This window comes from Pseudomonas kairouanensis, from assembly GCF_004682055.1.
Lineage (GTDB): Bacteria > Pseudomonadota > Gammaproteobacteria > Pseudomonadales > Pseudomonadaceae > Aquipseudomonas > Aquipseudomonas kairouanensis.
On the sequence record NZ_QUZU01000018.1, the window covers coordinates 1 to 16,833 of the forward strand.

The window sequence follows — 16,833 nt, forward strand, 5'->3', positions numbered from 1 at the left end:
TATACCCATGCATTCACTGCATCAAACCCAGTCCCCAAATGCACTTGCCAGCCACCCACCCGAACGGCGAAAAAACCCGCCTGTCCTCCGTTCGGTGAAGCCCCATGTCCCACCCCCAACCCGTTCGCAATGTGCTGTACATCATGTGCGACCAACTGCGCCGCGATTACCTGTCGTGCTACGGCCATGCCCACTTGCACACGCCGAATATCGACCGGCTCGCCGCCGCTGGCGTGCGTTTCAGCCGCGCCTACACCCAAGGCACCATTTGCGGGCCGTCACGCATGTCAGCCTATACCGGCCGCTATGTCAGCAGCCACCAGGTAGCGTGGAACGGCGTGCCGTTGCCCCTGGAAGAACTGACCATCGGCGACTACCTGCGCCCCCACGGCATCCGCACCGCGCTGGTGGGCAAGACCCACGCCACGCCCAACCTGGAAGCCTTGCAGCGCCTGAATATCGACCCGGACAGCGACCAGGCCGAGCCGTTGAACGAGGTCGGCTTTGACGCGTATTTGCGCCACGACGGCATCTACCCCGACAGCCCGCTGTTCGACGATAAACGCGAGTCCGCGCCCTACACCCATTACCTGCGAGGCCTGGGTTACAACGGCACCAACCCTTGGCACGACTGGGCCAACGCCGCCGCAGGTGAAAACGGCGAGATCCTCAGCGGCTGGCATATGCGCAACGCCGGGCTGCCCGCGCGGGTGGCCGAGGAACATTCAGAAACCGTCTACACCACCGACCGCGCCATCGATTTTATCCATGCCCAAGGCGAGCAACCGTGGTGCCTGCACTTGTCGTATATCAAGCCGCACTGGCCCTATATCGCGCCTGCGCCGTACCACGCGTTGTATGGCGCCGAGCACATCCAGGCGCCCATCCAGCCGGAGCACACCAGTGATCACCCGGTGTACCAGGCGTTTCGCCAACACCAGGAGAGCCTGAATTTTTCCCGGGATGAGGTGCGGCTCACGGTGATCCCCACCTACATGGGCCTGATCAAACAGGTCGATGACCAGTTGGGTCGGCTGTTCGATTTTCTGCAAAGCAATGGGCGCTGGGATGACACGCTGATTGTGTTCACCAGCGACCATGGTGACTTCCTGGGCGATCACTTCCTCGGTGAAAAAGAATTTTTGCTGGAGCCGGCAGTCGGCGTGCCGTTGATCGTGCGTGACCCGCGTGCCAGCGCCGATATCACAAGGGGTTCGGTGGATGAGCGCCTGGCACAAACCATCGATGCACTGCCGACCTTTCTCGACGCTCTGGGCCTGCCCGCCGCCGACCATCGCCTGGAAGGCCGTTCGCTGATCCCGCTGCTGCAGGGCCAGGACACCGCCTGGCGCAGCTACGCCATCGCCGAATACGACTACGCCTTCCAGGCCCCGGCCCGCGAGCGCCTGGCCCAACCCATCGACCGTTGCCGCATGACCATGGTGCGCAGTGAGCGCTGGAAGTATTTGGCGTATGACGGCTTTCGCCCACAGTTGTTTGACCTGGAAAACGACCCGCAGGAACGGCACGACCTGGGGGAAGACCCGGCGTATGCCGGCGTGCGCGAGACCCACTTGGGCTATCTGTTCGACTGGTTGCGCGGCCTGAAGCGACGCACCACCATCAGCCACCCAGAGATCGATCTGCGTGGCCAACGGTTTCGTTACGGTGAGCCGGAGGCAGAAAAGGTGGTGCAGATCGGCGTTTGGTAGGACAACACAAAACCCATGTGGGAGGGGCTTGCCCCCTCCCACATTTGGATGTGTATCGGCTTAGAGGCCCTTGGTGGTCTGGCTACGCTGCCCTTGCACGCCCACCGGCACATCGCCCTTGAGAGTCACCCGGCGCACGATGCGCTCCTGGGTGCCGTAGTCATCCACCGCGTAATGCTGAGTGGCGCGGTTGTCCCAGATTGCCACGTCGCCAGTGTTCCAGCGCCAGCGCACGGTGTTTTCCAGGCGGGTGACGTAGCTTTGCAGCAGGTTGAACAGCTGCGTCGAGTCGGCCTGGGAGTAGCCTTTGAGGCGCTTGACGAAGTGCCCCAGCAACAAGGTTTTCTCGCCGCTGACCGGATGCACGCGTACCACCGGATGCTCGGTTTCGTAGACGGTGGAGGTGAACACCTTGCGGTACGCCTCCAGCTTCTCGGCCGACACATCGGGCTTGATGGCGGCGTAGTCGTATTCGTTGCTGTGCACGGCCCACAGGCTGTCTGCCAGGGCGCGCAGCGGGGCGCTGAGGTCGTTGTAGGCACTGGAGGTGTTGGCCCACACGGTGTCGCCACCAGACTTGGGCGCCAGCACCGAGCGCAGGATCGAGGCCTTGGGGTAGGCATCCACGAAGGTCACATCGGTGTGCCACGAATTGGCGCGCTGGCCACGGCCGCCGTCCAGCTCCATCAAAAAGCGCGTGCCGTCACGCACCGGCACGGTGGGGTGGGCAATCGGTTCGCCGAGCAGGTGGGCAAAGGCTTCCTGGCTCTGGTCGTCGAGGTGGGTCTGCTCGCGAAAGAAGATCACCTTGTACTGCACCAGCGCCTGCTGGATGGCCTCGACAGTGGCGGCATCCAGTTCACCGGACAATTGAATGCCCCGGATCTCGGCGCCGATGCGCCCGCCAATGGGGTGGATGTCCAGCGCCTGGGCGATGGGTTGAACAGCTAATGCGGCATTGCTCATTGTGATGACCCTCATGTGCCTGATGGTGGGGACGCTTTCCAGCAACGCTCTATTCATATGCATTTTAGGTCTAGCAAATGAATCAATGCTTCGTTGACGGAATAAGAGCTTGCATTTAAAACCTCAGCTCCCTCGGTCGCAAATGCCTTCGACCTATTTTTAAGATGCCGGGAAAGCATATGGATCTTCGCCAACTGCGCTACTTCATCGCCCTCAACGAACACCGCAGTTTTGTCCGCGCAGCGGACGCCATGGGCATCACCCAACCGGCCTTCAGCCGCAGTATCCAGGGGCTTGAGCAGGAGTTCGGCTGCGTGTTGGTGGACCGGGCCAACAAAGACCTGCGCCCGACCCCCGAAGGCCAAGTGGTGCTGCAACATGCCCTGAGCCTGGTGCACGGCGCGGCCTTGTTGAGCAGTGAAGTCACCCGCATGACCAAGCTCGACGCCGGCGACCTGCGCTTCGGCACCGGCCCCGCGCCCGCGGTGAAACTGGTGCCCGATGCGGTGGCGCGTTTTATCACCGCCCACCCGAAGATCCGCACCAGTTTCCAGGTGGACAACTGGGAAAAACTCAGCCGTGCGCTGAGCCGTGAAGAGATCGAATTTTTTATCGCCGACATCCGCCAGTTCGAAAACGACCCGAACTTCCAGACCCGCGCGTTGAGCCCCAAGCGAGGCGTGTTTTTCTGCCGCCCAGGGCACCCGCTGCTGGCCAAGGACAGCCTGTCGACCAACGACATGTTCGACTACCCGCTGGCCTCGCCGCTGATCTCCCAGGGCATTCGCAAATTGCTGGCGAACCTCAGCGGGCGCATGGACTTTTCGCCGAGTATCCAGACCGAGCACTTCCCGGCGCTGGTGAAGATCGTGTTGCAGTCCAATGCCATCGGCGTGGGCACCGAGGAAGCCTTTGCCGATGACATCGCCCAGGGCACGCTGGTGCTGCTGCACTGGCGCAACCTGCCGCAGAACATGGAAACCATGAGCGCGCGGTGCGGGGTGGTCAGCCGCACCGGCTCGCGCCTGTCGCCAGCGGCCAAGGCGATGATCGAGACGTTGGTGGAGGTGGACAGGCAGCAAGTGAGTGTGGCGGTCTGAAAGACCTCATTGGGGGCAACCCCCTCCCACATTTGAAATGCATTCCATTGTGGGAGGGGCGGTGCGACGATTCGACTGCCCCCGATAGCAATAGCCCAGACACCAAAGAACCTAAAGCCCCGCCGCTTGCAACCCAGGCACCACCCACTCACTGACCTTGAACGGCTTGCGAATCAGCCGCTCCTTGGCGGCCAGGTCCACCGAGTCCTGCAATTTGCCCAGGAACTCCGGGTCGAGGGTGGAAGGGAACAGTTCGCTGAGCTTCTCGTTTTTCAGGTCGTTGCCGAGGATCACCGGCGGGTAACTGGCCAGCCCCGACACCAGATCAATGTAGGCCTGCTTGTTGTTGTCATCGGTCAACCACTGCACCGCCTGCTGCTGGGCCTTGAGCACTTGGGCGATGACTTCGGGGTGTGCATCGACGAACTTGCCGCTGCCCACCAACACCGCCTGGATGCTACCCGCCCCGCCGAGGTCCTTGGTGGTCAAGGGCAAGTCCGCCAGCCCCTTGGCCTGCAAGGCACTGAGGCTGGAGCTGCCCCAAGTGGCGTCGATCTGCTTGGCGGCCAGTGCGGCACTGGCGGCGCTGTAGTCCAGGTTGATGACCTTGAAGTCCTTTTCACTCAGGCCCTGGCTGGCCAGGGCGCTGTCGAACGAAAGCTGGCTGGCCGTGCCACGGAACACCGCGATGCGTTTGCCCTTGAGGTCTTGCAGGGTCTTGATGCCCGAGCCCGGCACCACGCCCAGGTATTGCTTCACACCGCGCGCGGTGGCGCTGAGCAGGCGGGTATCCAGGCCATTGGCACGACCGATGATCGCGGCCAGGTCGCCCAGGTAAGCCAGGTCGACCTGGCCGTTGGCGAAGGCTTCGTTGATCACGGGGCCTGCGCCCTTGAAGTAATTCCACTGGATCTTGATGCCCTGGTCGGCGAAGGCCTTCTCGTAGATCTGCTGGGTGCGCAATACATCGGTGACACCGCCACCGCTGTGTTGGCTGCCGGCACTCAGGTCTGGCACGGCAATGCGGATTTCCTTGAGGTCAGCGGCGTGTACCAGCCCGGCCAGCGCGGTACCCGCGACCAGGGTGATCAGACGTTTGAAGGGCAGTTTCATAAGCGCAGCTCCGTGTGGGCGAGGGTCGCCTGGGGAGCCGAAAGTACGCACAACCGGCACAAAACTTTAAATACTATAAATTCACAATTTAATAGCTTTTAGGACTATGCGAGTGAAAACGCAGGCTCCAGAGCGCTATGCATGAACAGCATCGAAAATATTCTCCGAATGCATTGGATGCGTGCCGGGCAGAGGCTTTAAATGATTTTCTTATCCCCCAATCATCTTGATTGCGTTTTTGTAAGATCAAAATCACATAACGCCATCGGCGACAACGGAGGTCTTCCATGGCCCGAATCTCACTGTTGAGCCTGCCACTGGCCGCACCCAACCCAGGCGCCGTGCACCGCTGGCCGCACTTGGGCGAGCGTCTGCTGCCATGGCTGCTGCCCCTGGGGCTGTTCGCGCTGTGGTGGCTGGCCAGCCGTAATCATTGGATGAGCGAACAGATCCTGCCGCCGCCCTCCCTGGTGTGGAGCAGCGCGGTGGAACTGGCCGGTGGCGAGCTATGGAGCCACCTGGCGATCAGCTTGCAGCGCCTGTTCTGGGGGCTGCTGGCGGGCATCAGCGCCGGGGCGTTGCTGGGTGCGCTGCTGGGCTTCAGCGCCCGGGCCGAGCGCCTGGTGTTCCCCACGTTCAGCGCGCTGTCGCAAGTGCCGACCCTGGCCTGGATCCCGCTGTTCATGGTGTTTTTCGGCATTGGCGAAACCTTGAAACTGGTGGTGCTGGTCAAGGCCATCGTGGTGCCCGTTACCCTGCATACCCTGGTGGGCGTGCGCGACGCACAGCCCAACCTGCGCGAGGCCGCCCGCGTGTTGCGCCTGCCCACTCACCTGCTGATTCGTCGGCTGATCCTGCCCGCTGCGCTCCCGGCCTTCATGGCCGGGGTACGCCTGGCACTGGCAGCGGGTTGGACGTCGTTGCTGGCCGTGGAATTGCTGGCCTCCAGCGAGGGCATCGGCTACCTGATGGTATGGGCGCGACAGTTGTTCATGCTCGATATCGTCTTCGTGTGCATCGTGGTCATTGGCGTGCTGGGCGTGGTGATGGACCGCGGCATCGGTTGGCTGGACCGCAAATGGGTGCACTGGCCGCACCCGGCGACCGCGCAGATCCGTCGCGGCCCGCGTTATGAAGGCTGGCAACGCCTGCAACCCTGGCTGCTGCCGTTGCTGCTGTTGGCGCTATGGCAAGTGGCGACCCAACACGCCTGGGTGGACGCCAACATTCTGATAAGCCCGTGGGAGGTGGTGCAGACCACCGTGGCAGGCGTGCTCGACGGCAGTCTGTCCGGCGCCCTGGGCAAGAGCCTGGGACGCACCTTGGGGGGCTTGCTCCTGGGTGGCAGCCTGGGGTTTGCCATGGGCCTGTGGCTGGGCTTGTCCCACCGCAGTGAGCGGGTGCTCGGCCCGACGTTGTCGGCACTGCGCCAGATCGCAATCTTCGCCTGGGTGCCGCTGCTCACCGCCTGGTTTGGCCTGGGTGAGTTGGCCAAGTGGGTTTTTATCGGGCTCGCGGCATTCTTCCCGTTGTTTATCGCCACCCAACGCAGCGTGCTGAACCTGTCGCCCCAGCTGCGTGAGGCCGCACAGGTGCTGCGTTTGAGCCTGTTCCAACGCCTGCGCCGCCTGGTACTGCCCGGCGCGGCGGCAGGGATTTTCGCCGGCCTGCGCCTAAGCCTGATCTACGCCTGGCTGGGCACCATCGGCGCGGAATATTTCATGCCGTCCAACGGCGGCATCGGCAGCCTGATGATCGGCGCCCAACAGCTGCTGCGCATGGACCTGATCATGAGCGGCATGCTCCTGGTCGGCCTCACCGGCGCGGCCCTCAACCTTATCGGCCAGCGCATCGAAACCCGCGCCACCCGCTGGAGACACGCATGAACGCACCCCTCGTCAGCTTCAACCATGTGGGCAAGAGCTTCGATGTGGACGGCTTCGAACTGGAAGCCATCCGCGAATTCAACCTGGACATTGCCGAAGGTGAATTCGTCGCGATTGTCGGCTCCAGCGGCTGCGGAAAGTCCACGCTGTTGCGCCTGCTGATCGGGCTGGACACCCAGTTTCGCGGTGAGATCCTGGTCGACGGCAAAACCGTGAGCGGCATCGGCGGTGAGCGCGGCATCGTGTTCCAGGAGCACCGGTTGTTTCCCTGGCTGACCGTGGCTGAAAACATCGGCCTGGGCCTGGTCAACGAGCCGTTGAGCGAGGCCGAACGCAACCGGCGCATCCATGACTTTATCGAGCTGGTGGGCCTGGGCGACTTCACCCGTGCCTACCCCCATCAACTGTCCGGCGGCATGGCCCAACGGGTGGCGATTGCCCGAGGCCTGGTGGCCAGCCCGCGCATCCTGCTGTTGGACGAACCCTTCGGCGCCCTCGATGCCCTGACCCGCCAGCAGATGCAGGACGAACTGCTGGCGATTCGCGCCCGCGCCAGGATCACCACGGTGCTGGTGACCCATGATGTGGAAGAGGCGATTTTCCTCGCCGACCGCGTGGTGGTCATGGAGCCAAGGCCCGGGCGGATCAAGCAGGTGGTCGATATCGCCCTGCCCCATCCGCGCCAGCGCAGCAGCTTTGAGTTCCACCAACTGCGTGAAGAACTGCTGCACGAACTGACCAGCGATGACCATTACCAGCCGCCGCAGCGCGAACAGATCCGCGACCTGCCGCTGGCCTTTATTGCCTGCTGAAAGAGGAGTGCCTTGATGCCGCAACGTCCCAATTTTCTCGTGATACTGGCTGATGACATGGGCTTCTCCGACCTCGGTGCGTTTGGCGGCGAAATCGCCACGCCGCACCTGGACGCCCTGGCGCACAACGGCCTGCGCCTGACCGACTTCCACACCGCGCCCACCTGTTCGCCAACCCGCTCGATGCTGCTGACCGGCACCGACCACCATATCGCCGGCATCGGCACCATGGCCGAGGCGTTGACCCCGGAGCTGATCGGCAAGCCCGGCTACGAGGGCTACCTGAACGACAAGGTGGTGGCCCTGCCAGAACTGCTGCGCGAGGCCGGCTACCAGACGCTGATGAGCGGCAAATGGCACCTGGGCCTTACCGCCGAACTGGCGCCCCACGCACGGGGGTTCGAGCGCTCGTTCGCACTGTTGCCAGGCGCAGCGAACCACTACGGTTTCGAACCGACCTACGACGACACCACCCCCGGCCTGCTTAAATCCACCCCGGCGCTGTACATCGAAGACGACACCTTCGTGGAGCAGTTGCCCGAAGGTTTCTACTCGTCCGACGCGTTTGGCGACAAGCTGCTGCAGTACCTCAAGGAGCGCGACCAGGCCCGGCCGTTCTTCGCTTACCTGCCGTTTTCGGCGCCGCACTGGCCGTTGCAGGCGCCGGCCGAGATCGTCGACAAGTACCGTGGCCGCTACGACGCAGGCCCCGACGTGCTGCGCCTGGAGCGCCTGGAAAAACTCAAGGCCCTGGGCCTGATCGATGCCGATGTGCAGCCCCATCCGCTGATCGAGCTGAACACCCAGTGGGCGGCCCTGAGTGACGAACAGCGCCAGGTGTCGGCACGGGCCATGGAAGTGTATGCGGCGATGGTCGAGCGCATGGACTGGAACATCGGCCGGGTGGTGGAGTACCTGCACCAGCAGGGGCAACTGGACAACACCTTCATTGTGTTCATGTCCGATAACGGCGCCGAAGGTGCGCTGCTGGAGGCTTTCCCCAAGTTTGGCCCCGAGCTGCTGACCTACCTCAACCAGCATTACGACAACAGCCTGGAAAACATCGGGCGCGCCAACTCTTACGTCTGGTATGGGCCGTCTTGGGCTCAGGTGGCGACCGCGCCGTCACGGCTGTTCAAGGCCTTCACCACCGAGGGCGGGATTCGCGTACCGGCGCTGGTGCACTACCCTCGGCTGTCGCTCAAGGGGCGGATCAGCCATGGGTTCGGCACGGTGATGGATATCACCCCGACGCTGCTGGACCTGGCCGGCGTGCGCCACCCCGGCAAACTGTGGCGGGGCAAGCCGGTGGCGCCTTTGCGGGGCAAGTCGTGGCTGGGCTTTTTGTCGGGTGAAACCGCCCAGGTGCACGACGAGCACACCGTCACCGGCTGGGAGCTGTTCGGGCGCCGGGCGATTCGCCAGGGCCAGTGGAAAGCCGTGTACATCCCAGGCCCCGTGGGGCCGGCCACCTGGCAGCTGTATGACCTGAGCCAGGACCCCGGCGAAATCCACGACCTCGCCCTGAGCCACCCGGACAAACTGGCCACCCTGATCGGCCACTGGCAGCAATACGTGGACGAAACCGGCGTGATACTCAGCGCATCGCCGTTTCAGCCGGACTGAGCCCAGGGTTTGCGCGCGCCAGGGGCTCCAGCCGATTGGCACGCGCAAATGTGCCCAAATCATTGAACCGCACGCCCATCTCGGCCATCACTTTATGCGCCACCTTGGCCGTCATCTGCCGGATGTAGAACGGCTCCTTCACCACAAAATGGTGGATACCGTGGGTGCTGCCGAAGTTGAAGCAGAACGCCTGCAACGGCCACAGCCACCAAGGGTTCAAGACCTGGGTTTGCTGGATCACATTGCCCAGTTCCACATCGCCGTAGTAGTGCATGTTGGAGCTGACAAAGTGCAGGCAAAAGGTGCGCAGCACGTTGGGGCCGATGATCACCACGGCGGCGATGTCGATCACCTGCATCACCTGCAACGTCGTCGCCGACCAATCGATGGGCGCCCCCAGGAGGCTGGCAATGCCATTGGCCGCATGAAAGCCGAGGAACACATACCACGCACCCCAATGCAGCAGCGCCAACGGTGCGTAAACCAGCAGCGAGCGCTTGAGGATGGTCAGTTTGTGCTTCCAGGTCTTGGCCCGCAGGATGCGGATAAACGCCGACATCACGTTGTCGCCCACCATCAATAACCGCGCAAAGCCCCAGGGTTCGCCGTTAGTGATGGCTCGCTCTTCCATATCGGTCTCGGTGCCGGACACCTTGTGATGGTTCAGGTGCAGGTGGCGGCGTACCCACGGGTTGATGGTGCTGGGCCGCGCCAGCCACACCAGGCCCATCATCAGGTTGTGGGGCAGGCGTTGCTTGCGAAAGTACATGCTGTGGATCAGGTCGTGTTCCAGCTCGTGGGTCAGCGAGGCCAGGAAGGCATTGAGCAGCAGGCACGCCCACCAAGCCAGGTGACCGCTGATATAGAGCGCCGCCGAGCCGACCATGCCCACCAGGGCAAAGGCCAGGATGCCCGCGCCCAGCGCGTCCTGATGCAGCAGCCAGGGGTGCCGCTGGCGCAAGCGCATGCCCTCGGCCAGCACCACTTCACGGATTCTGGCCGAGCGCTGTTGTGCGTTCATCTGCTGGGGACTTGCAGAAGTACCGTCCATGCTTCCATCCTCTTGTGTATTGATGTGTCCATCCTGCCCCAAGCGATCTGGCAGGACGCTAGCCCCGGACGCCAACCTGTTGACCGCAAGCGCCAATCGTCATGACCGAACCCACCTCCCTCGCCAGCTGGACCCGCGCCCTGCGCAAGCAGCTCGACGCCCTGGGCCTGGACAGCGCAGCACTGTGCGCGCAAGCCGGGCTCGACCCGCAACAGATGGACGACCCCAATGCGCGCTACCCGCTGTCGGCCACCACACGTTTATGGGAACTGGCGGTGCAGGCCAGCGGCGACCCGGCGATTGGCTTGCGGGTGTCGCGCTTTGTCAGCCCCACTACCTTCCATGCGCTGGGGTATGCGCTGGTGGCCAGCGGCAGCCTGCGGGAAGTGTTCGAACGCATCGTGCGCTATCACCAAGTGGTCAGCGATGCCCTGGCCCTTGAACTCAGTGGCGACGGTGAGCGCTATCGGTTTCGCCTGCTGCAACTGCCAGGCAGCCCGGCACCCGCGCGGGAAGCCATCGATGCCTTTGCGGCGATCTATGTGCGCACTTGCCGCAACCGCCTGGGCCGGGACTACGCACCACTGGCGGTGTACCTGCGCAGGCCGGAGCCTGCCGACCCCAAGCCCTGGCACACGGTGTTTCGTGCGCCGGTGTTTTTTGGCGCCGAGGAAGACCGCCTGGAGTTCGCCGCCCACGACTTCGACAGCCACCTGGACGACGCCAACCCCGAGCTGGCCGAACACAACGAAACCGTGCTCAAGCGCACCCTCGCCCAGCTGCAACCGCTGACGTGGGAGCGCAAGGTGCGGCGGGTGATCGAAGCGCAACTGCCCGACGGCGAGCCCAGTGCTGAACGCGTCGCGCAGGCGTTGCACCTGAGTTTGCGCAGCTTGCAGCGGCATCTGGCGGATGAAGGGTGCAGGTTTGATGCGTTGCTCAATGAGTGCCGGGAGAATTTGGCGTTGTTGCACCTGCGGGACCCGCAGTGTTCATTGGCAGAGATCAGTCATTTGTTGGGGTTTGCCGATACCAGCAGTTTCAACCGCGCGTTCAAGCGGTGGACGGGGATGACGCCGGGGCAGTTTCGGGAGGGGTTGCGGTAGGAGGATTTGTGGCGGCTGGAAGGGCCTCATCGGGAGCAAGCCCCCTCCCACATTTGACTGTATTCACAAATCCAAAGGGTGACCACTGTCCAGTGTGGGAGGGGGCTTGCTCCCGATGAGGCCCTCCCCGTCACCGCCCACGCCGAAGCAGTTTCCTCACCCGCGCCATCAACGCCTTATCCTCAAACGGCTTGAGCAAATAGTCATCCACTGCATTTCCAAACCACGCAGATGGGCCATGCACTGCGCCAACTGGGGCTGGTCTTCTACTAACAACACCTGCATGCCTTACCTCGTGGTTTGATTACAACTTTGTCATCAAATTGTGCGGCTTCTGACTCCGTGCGCTGGCTAACGTGACGGCCAGCTTTATGGAGCCCTCACCATGTATCGCACTGCCCTGTTCTTGAGCCTTGCCGTGTGCACCACGGCCCAGGCTACACCGCCACTGCCGCGTCATGCCGAGCTTGATCTGCGCACCGCACGCCAACTGGCCGTTGCCAGCCTGGCCCACTGCACCGCAGCCCTGACTGTGCTCGACCGCGGCGGCAACCTGCTGCTGGGCCTGCGGGCCGATGGCGTCGGCCCGCACAACAGTGTCGCCAGCCAACGCAAGGCGTACACCGCGCTGTCGACCAAAACCCCGACCCGCTTGTTTGCCGAGCGCGCCCGCAACAACCCCGAAGCGGCCAACCTTAACAGCTTGCCCGAGTTGCTGTTGCTCGGCGGCGGCGTGCCGCTGTTTGCCGATGCCGAACTGGTCGGTGCACTGGGCATCGCCGGTGCCGGCGGCGCTGCGCAGGATGAAGCCTGTGCCGTGCAGGCAGCCGAGCAACTGGGCTTGAAGACTACCCGCTGATCCCTCCTCGAAAGGACCTCTGAATGAAAACCTTAAGCATGACCCTCGCCGCCCTCAGCCTGAGCGGCCTGTGCAACCTGGCACTGGCAGATGGCAACCCCTTGAGCGTCCACGTGCTCAACCTGGAAAACGGCCTACCGTCGGCCGGTGTGAGTGTCACCCTTGAGCAACAGGTGGGCGACCACTGGCAGTCGCTGTCTGAGGGCGTTACTAATCAGCAGGGGCGCATCGCCGAGTTGTTCCCGGCCAACCACAGCATGCAGCCGGGTGAGTATCGCGTGGTGTTCAAGACCGGCGATTACTACAAAAAAACGGGCCGCGAGACGTTCTTCCCAGAAGTGCCGGTGATTTTCCAGGTCAAGCAGGCCGACCAGCATTACCACATCCCACTGCTGCTCAGCCCGTATGGGTTTTCCACGTATCGCGGTTCGTAGTTCAACCGGCGACGCCTGCGGCCTGCCGCAGGCGTTGCAGGTCCAGCACCTCAATCGCGGCGTAACTCAAGCCGATGATGCCCTGCTGTTCCAGCGCCTTGAGCAGACTGTTGGTGGTCTGGCGCGACAGGCCCACCATCGCCGCCAGGTCTTCCTGCGGCAACTGCAGCACGCGGCGCGCCTGGGCAATTTCGCCGTAGCCTTCAGCGATCATCATCAGCCGGTGGGCCAGGCGCTGCGACGTGCTCATCAGGCTGATCTGCTCGATATTGATCAATGACAAGCGCAGCTTGTGGCTCATCAACAGCGCCATGTCCCGCCAATACACCGGGTGCTCATCCAACAGTTCAAGCATCTGCGCCTGCGGCACCTGCACCAGCGTGCAAGGCCCCATCGCCAGCGCGTCGTGGGTACGCGGCAAGCTGTCGAACAGGCAGATTTCACCGAACCAGTAGGGTGATTCGACCAGGCTCAATACCGCCTCCTTGCCCTGGGCATTCACCGCGCTGACCCGCACCGCACCTTCCAGCACGGCATACAGGCCGCAAGGCGGGTCGCCGCGCTTGAACAGGTACTCTCCAGCCGTCAGCGAGCGCAACCGCGCCGCCGCCAGCAGACTACGCTGTAGCTCAATGGGCAGGTGGCTGAACCAATGGCCGGCGACCAACCGGGCGTGCCATTTCGACGCGATCATGAGAACTCCACAGAGTGTCGCCCAGTTGACAGTTAGGCGAAGGCTGACAGGGCATGATCAAACATCCTACAGGAGGAATAACAATGAAAAGCCTCGTCGACCACCTCAGCCAATACGCCGCCTACCACCGCGACCCACGCAATATTGCCAGCCACTTTATCGGCATCCCGTTGATTGTCGTCGCGGTGGCGGTGTTGCTGTCGCGTCCCGAATGGGCGGTGGGTGGGCTGTGGATTTCACCGGCGGTATTGCTCGCGCTGTTTTCGGCGTGGTTTTACCTGCGTCTTGAACTGGCACTGGGCGCCCTGATGACGGTGTTGATGGGCCTGTCGGTATGGGCCGGGCACGTGCTGGCGGCGCAAAGCACGCTGGTGTGGCTAAGCAGCGGCGTCGGCATGTTTGTGGTGGGCTGGGTGATTCAGTTTGTGGGGCATTACTACGAAGGCAAGAAGCCCGCGTTTGTGGATGACGTGTCGGGGCTGATCGTGGGGCCGTTGTTTGTGGTGGCGGAGGTGGCGTTTTTGCTGGGGTTGCGCCATGACCTCAAGCAGCAGATTGAAGATCGGTCGGGGCCGGTGGCACGCCGCGATCTAAAGCCTAGTGAGGTCTGAATGTGGGAGGGGGCTTGCTCCCGATAGCAGTGGATCAGTCAGTACAGCTGTCACTGATAGACCGCTATCGGGAGCAAGCCCCCTCCCACATTTTGATCCCATTTCCACATTGGGTTATGGGGTAAAGTTTAGGCTTTTTGCCACACCTTGGGCTTGAAGAACAAGGTCTCGCCGCGTGCCAGGCCAGTCAGGCTGTCATGGTCTTTCACCACTTCAGCTTCAATCAGCTCGCTCTGGCCTTCCACCTTCAAGGTCACGCGGGTGGTCGCGCCCAATGGGCGAATATCACGCACTTCGGCCGCATGGTGGTCTTCCAGTTCATGGCGCGACAGCGACACTTCGTGGGGACGGAACAGCACATGGTTGTCTTCGCCCAGGTGCAGGCGGTTCGAATCACCCAGGAAGTGGTAAACAAAATCGCTGGCCGGGTTTTCGTAGACTTCACCCGGTGAGCCGATCTGCTCGATCACGCCCTTGTTCATCACCACGATACGGTCGGCGACTTCCATGGCCTCTTCCTGGTCGTGGGTCACGAACACCGAGGTGAGGTTGATGTCTTCGTGCAGGCGCGCCAGCCAGCGGCGCAGTTCTTTACGCACCTTGGCGTCGAGGGCACCGAAGGGTTCGTCCAGCAGCAGCACTTTGGGCTCTACCGCCAGGGCGCGGGCCAGGGCGATACGTTGGCGCTGACCACCGGAGAGTTGTTCCGGGTAGCGGTCCGACAGCCAATCGAGTTGCACCATGTTCAGCAGCTCATGCACTTTGCTGGCGATCTGGCTTTCATTCGGGCGCTGGTTCTTGGGCTTCATGCGCAGGCCGAAGGCGACGTTGTCGAACACGGTCATGTGGCGGAACAACGCGTAGTGCTGGAACACAAAGCCGACGTTGCGATCACGCACATCGTGGCCGGACACGTCTTCACCGTGGAACACGATGCTGCCGGCATCCGGGGTTTCCAGGCCAGCGATGATACGCAGCAAGGTGGTCTTGCCGCAGCCGGACGGGCCCAACAACGCCACCAGCTCGCCACTCTGGATATCCAGATTGATGCTGTTCAGGGCCTTGAAGGCGTTGAAGTTCTTGCTGACATTACGGACTTCGATCGACATGACTTATTCCTCACCGGCACTGTTGCGCAGGCGGTTGATACGGTTCTCGCTCCACTGCTTGAGCAGCAGGATGAAGAGCGCCAGGATCAGCAGCAGGCTGGCCACCGCAAACGCGGCAACGTGGTTGTATTCGTTATAGAGAATCTCGACGTGCAGCGGCAGGGTGTTGGTCACGCCGCGGATGTGGCCGGACACCACCGACACCGCGCCGAACTCACCCATGGCCCGCGCGGTACACAGCACCACGCCGTAGATCAGGCCCCACTTGATGTTCGGCACGGTCACATGCCAGAACATCTGCCAGCCATTGGCGCCGAGCAGCCGTGCGGCCTCTTCTTCCTGGGTGCCCTGCTCTTGCATCAGCGGGATCAGTTCACGGGCCACGAACGGCACGGTGACAAAGATGGTCGCCAGCACGATGCCGGGCAAGGCGAACACGATCTGGATGTCATGGTCCTGCAACCATGGGCCAAAAAAGCCCTGGGCGCCGAACATCAACACGTAGACCAGGCCCGCGATCACCGGCGACACCGAGAACGGCAGGTCGATCAGCGTCACCAGGATGCTTTTGCCACGGAACGAGTATTTGCTCACGCACCAGGCGGCGCTGACGCCGAACACCACGTTGAGCGGCACCGAAATTGCCACGGCAATCACCGTGAGTTTCAGCGCCGACAGCGCGTCGGGTTCGAGGATCGCAGTGAAGAACGCGCCGAGGCCGTTCTTGAGGCCCTGGGTCACCACGATCAGCAGCGGCAACAGCAGGAACAGCACGAACACCAGCCAGCCGAGGCCGATCAGGATACGTCGCGACGCAGCACTGCCACGACGGGCGGCGTTGGCCGAGGACGCGGCGGAAATAGACGATTGGGACATGTTCCGCGCCTCCTTATGGACGTTCGATGCGCCGCTGCAACAAGTTGATCAGCAGCAGCAAGACAAAGGAAACCACCAGCATCAACACACCGATGGAGGTGGCGCCGCGATAGTCGTATTGGTCGAGCTTGACCATGATCAGCAGCGGCAGGATCTCGGTTTTCATCGGCATGTTGCCGGCGATGAAAATCACCGAACCGTACTCACCCACACCACGGGCGAACGCCAGGGCGAACCCCGTCAGCCAGGCAGGCAGCAGCGCGGGCACCAGGATGTGGCGGAACACCTGCAGCGGCTTGGCGCCCAGGCAGGCGGCAGCTTCTTCGACTTCCCGGGGGATATCGGCCAGTACCGGCTGCACCGTGCGCACCACGAACGGCAGCGTGACGAAGGTCAGTGCCAGGGTGATACCCAGCGGGGTGTAGGCGATCTTGAAGCCCAGGTCAGCGGCGAACTGCCCGACAAAGCCGTTGGGCGTGTACAAGGCCGTCAGGGCGATACCGGCCACTGCGGTCGGCAGGGCGAACGGCAGGTCGATCATCGCATCGATGATCTTGCGACCGGGGAAGGTGTAGCGCACCAGCACCCAGGCCAGCAGCGTGCCGATCACGCCGTTGATCAACGCGGCGTAGAGCGCGGTGCTGAAGCTCAGCTTCAAGGCCGCCAGCACGCGCGGTGCGGAGATGATGTTCCAGAACTGATCCCAGGTGAGTTGAGCGGCGTGTACAAACATCGCCGCCAGGGGGATGAGTACGATCAGGCTGAGGTACACCACGGTGTAGCCCAGCGTCAGCCCGAAGCCGGGTATGACGGGGGAGATACGACGCGACATAAGAGTCCTTGGTTAAAGGGTAGAAACCACTGTAGGAGCGAGCTTG

General features: G+C 62.7%; 16 protein-coding genes and 1 pseudogene. 9 read left to right on the top strand and 8 right to left on the bottom strand.

Annotation, left to right across the window (positions count from 1 at the left end; genetic code table 11):
• Positions 1 to 104: 104 nt before the first annotated feature.
• On the top strand, positions 105 to 1,712 hold the full coding sequence (locus DYL59_RS15620) for an alkaline phosphatase family protein (protein WP_135289997.1): 1,608 nt from the start codon (positions 105 to 107) through the stop codon (positions 1,710 to 1,712).
• A gap of 60 nt (positions 1,713 to 1,772) precedes the next feature.
• Here the strand turns inward: DYL59_RS15620 and DYL59_RS15625 are convergent, their stop codons facing one another.
• Positions 1,773 to 2,678, bottom strand: coding sequence for a TauD/TfdA dioxygenase family protein (locus DYL59_RS15625; protein ID WP_135289998.1), 906 nt, complete (start codon positions 2,676 to 2,678; stop codon positions 1,773 to 1,775).
• A 179-nt stretch (positions 2,679 to 2,857) separates the two neighbouring features.
• Here DYL59_RS15625 and DYL59_RS15630 point away from each other — a divergent pair, with 179 nt between their 5' ends.
• Positions 2,858 to 3,778: a LysR family transcriptional regulator gene (locus DYL59_RS15630; RefSeq protein WP_135289999.1), complete on the top strand. Its 921-nt coding sequence runs from the start codon at positions 2,858 to 2,860 to the stop codon at positions 3,776 to 3,778.
• 111 nt (positions 3,779 to 3,889) lie between these two features.
• On the opposite strand, the gene DYL59_RS15635 is transcribed toward DYL59_RS15630, so the two are convergent.
• The gene (locus DYL59_RS15635) at positions 3,890 to 4,891 is read right to left on the bottom strand and encodes an ABC transporter substrate-binding protein (protein WP_135290000.1); all 1,002 of its coding nucleotides are present in this window, start codon (positions 4,889 to 4,891) and stop codon (positions 3,890 to 3,892) included.
• A gap of 287 nt (positions 4,892 to 5,178) precedes the next feature.
• On the opposite strand from DYL59_RS15635, the gene DYL59_RS15640 reads away from it, so the two are divergent.
• Genes DYL59_RS15640 through DYL59_RS15650 form a run of 3 tightly spaced genes read left to right on the top strand, consistent with a single transcriptional unit; the run spans position 5,179 to position 9,215 of the window.
• Positions 5,179 to 6,777, top strand: coding sequence for an ABC transporter permease (locus DYL59_RS15640; protein WP_135290001.1), 1,599 nt, complete (start codon positions 5,179 to 5,181; stop codon positions 6,775 to 6,777).
• On the top strand, positions 6,774 to 7,589 hold the full coding sequence (locus tag DYL59_RS15645; protein ID WP_135290002.1) for an ABC transporter ATP-binding protein: 816 nt from the start codon (positions 6,774 to 6,776) through the stop codon (positions 7,587 to 7,589). The genes DYL59_RS15640 and DYL59_RS15645 overlap by 4 nt, the downstream gene beginning before the upstream one ends.
• A 15-nt stretch (positions 7,590 to 7,604) precedes the next feature.
• Complete coding sequence (locus tag DYL59_RS15650; protein ID WP_135290003.1) at positions 7,605 to 9,215, top strand: arylsulfatase; 1,611 nt, start codon at positions 7,605 to 7,607, stop codon at positions 9,213 to 9,215.
• Here DYL59_RS15650 and DYL59_RS15655 read toward each other — a convergent pair.
• Positions 9,187 to 10,266 carry a fatty acid desaturase gene (locus DYL59_RS15655; protein ID WP_135290004.1) on the bottom strand — a complete coding sequence of 360 codons (1,080 nt, stop codon included), beginning with the start codon at positions 10,264 to 10,266 and terminating at the stop codon, positions 9,187 to 9,189. The two genes, DYL59_RS15650 and DYL59_RS15655, sit on opposite strands and share 29 nt — an antisense overlap.
• A 101-nt stretch (positions 10,267 to 10,367) precedes the next feature.
• Here DYL59_RS15655 and DYL59_RS15660 point away from each other — a divergent pair, with 101 nt between their 5' ends.
• A complete protein-coding gene (locus tag DYL59_RS15660; protein WP_135290005.1) occupies positions 10,368 to 11,372 on the top strand; it encodes an AraC family transcriptional regulator in 1,005 nt (334 codons plus the stop codon).
• A gap of 130 nt (positions 11,373 to 11,502) precedes the next feature.
• Here the strand turns inward: DYL59_RS15660 and DYL59_RS32105 are convergent.
• A pseudogene (locus DYL59_RS32105) lies at positions 11,503 to 11,603 on the bottom strand (response regulator); the annotation flags it as partial.
• Between the two features lie 154 nt (positions 11,604 to 11,757).
• On the opposite strand from DYL59_RS32105, the gene DYL59_RS15665 reads away from it, so the two are divergent.
• Both DYL59_RS15665 and uraH read left to right on the top strand, forming a co-directional pair.
• Complete coding sequence (locus DYL59_RS15665; RefSeq protein WP_135290006.1) at positions 11,758 to 12,231, top strand: GlcG/HbpS family heme-binding protein; 474 nt, start codon at positions 11,758 to 11,760, stop codon at positions 12,229 to 12,231.
• 23 nt (positions 12,232 to 12,254) lie between these two features.
• Entirely contained in the window at positions 12,255 to 12,665 is a 411-nt protein-coding gene (uraH, locus tag DYL59_RS15670) for a hydroxyisourate hydrolase (protein WP_135290007.1), read from the top strand.
• 1 nt (position 12,666) lies between these two features.
• On the opposite strand, the gene DYL59_RS15675 is transcribed toward uraH, so the two are convergent.
• A complete protein-coding gene (locus DYL59_RS15675; RefSeq protein WP_135290008.1) occupies positions 12,667 to 13,359 on the bottom strand; it encodes a Crp/Fnr family transcriptional regulator in 693 nt (230 codons plus the stop codon).
• 83 nt (positions 13,360 to 13,442) lie between these two features.
• On the opposite strand from DYL59_RS15675, the gene DYL59_RS15680 reads away from it, so the two are divergent.
• Positions 13,443 to 13,970 (top strand): Mpo1 family 2-hydroxy fatty acid dioxygenase, encoded by a 528-nt coding sequence (locus tag DYL59_RS15680; protein ID WP_135290009.1) that lies wholly within the window; start codon positions 13,443 to 13,445, stop codon positions 13,968 to 13,970.
• Positions 13,971 to 14,098: 128 nt separating this feature from the next.
• Here DYL59_RS15680 and DYL59_RS15685 read toward each other — a convergent pair whose 3' ends face one another.
• From DYL59_RS15685 to cysT, 3 genes are read right to left on the bottom strand one after another with little or no spacing between them, the layout of a single operon-like run.
• Entirely contained in the window at positions 14,099 to 15,079 is a 981-nt protein-coding gene (locus DYL59_RS15685; protein WP_135290010.1) for a sulfate/molybdate ABC transporter ATP-binding protein, read from the bottom strand.
• A 3-nt stretch (positions 15,080 to 15,082) separates the two neighbouring features.
• Entirely contained in the window at positions 15,083 to 15,955 is an 873-nt protein-coding gene (gene cysW / locus DYL59_RS15690; RefSeq protein WP_135290011.1) for a sulfate ABC transporter permease subunit CysW, read from the bottom strand.
• 13 nt (positions 15,956 to 15,968) lie between these two features.
• Entirely contained in the window at positions 15,969 to 16,787 is an 819-nt protein-coding gene (gene cysT / locus DYL59_RS15695) for a sulfate ABC transporter permease subunit CysT (RefSeq protein ID WP_105524542.1), read from the bottom strand.
• Between the last annotated feature and the right edge of the window lie 46 nt (positions 16,788 to 16,833).

Coding starts and splice junctions, on each gene's coding strand:
- DYL59_RS15620 (WP_135289997.1), top strand. CDS start 105: ATGTCCCACCCCCAACCCGTTCGCAATGTGCTGTACATCATGTGCGAC.
- DYL59_RS15625 (WP_135289998.1), bottom strand. CDS start 2,678: ATGAGCAATGCCGCATTAGCTGTTCAACCCATCGCCCAGGCGCTGGAC.
- DYL59_RS15630 (WP_135289999.1), top strand. CDS start 2,858: ATGGATCTTCGCCAACTGCGCTACTTCATCGCCCTCAACGAACACCGC.
- DYL59_RS15635 (WP_135290000.1), bottom strand. CDS start 4,891: ATGAAACTGCCCTTCAAACGTCTGATCACCCTGGTCGCGGGTACCGCG.
- DYL59_RS15640 (WP_135290001.1), top strand. CDS start 5,179: ATGGCCCGAATCTCACTGTTGAGCCTGCCACTGGCCGCACCCAACCCA.
- DYL59_RS15645 (WP_135290002.1), top strand. CDS start 6,774: ATGAACGCACCCCTCGTCAGCTTCAACCATGTGGGCAAGAGCTTCGAT.
- DYL59_RS15650 (WP_135290003.1), top strand. CDS start 7,605: ATGCCGCAACGTCCCAATTTTCTCGTGATACTGGCTGATGACATGGGC.
- DYL59_RS15655 (WP_135290004.1), bottom strand. CDS start 10,266: ATGGACGGTACTTCTGCAAGTCCCCAGCAGATGAACGCACAACAGCGC.
- DYL59_RS15660 (WP_135290005.1), top strand. CDS start 10,368: ATGACCGAACCCACCTCCCTCGCCAGCTGGACCCGCGCCCTGCGCAAG.
- DYL59_RS15665 (WP_135290006.1), top strand. CDS start 11,758: ATGTATCGCACTGCCCTGTTCTTGAGCCTTGCCGTGTGCACCACGGCC.
- uraH (WP_135290007.1), top strand. CDS start 12,255: ATGAAAACCTTAAGCATGACCCTCGCCGCCCTCAGCCTGAGCGGCCTG.
- DYL59_RS15675 (WP_135290008.1), bottom strand. CDS start 13,359: ATGATCGCGTCGAAATGGCACGCCCGGTTGGTCGCCGGCCATTGGTTC.
- DYL59_RS15680 (WP_135290009.1), top strand. CDS start 13,443: ATGAAAAGCCTCGTCGACCACCTCAGCCAATACGCCGCCTACCACCGC.
- DYL59_RS15685 (WP_135290010.1), bottom strand. CDS start 15,079: ATGTCGATCGAAGTCCGTAATGTCAGCAAGAACTTCAACGCCTTCAAG.
- cysW (WP_135290011.1), bottom strand. CDS start 15,955: ATGTCCCAATCGTCTATTTCCGCCGCGTCCTCGGCCAACGCCGCCCGT.
- cysT (WP_105524542.1), bottom strand. CDS start 16,787: ATGTCGCGTCGTATCTCCCCCGTCATACCCGGCTTCGGGCTGACGCTG.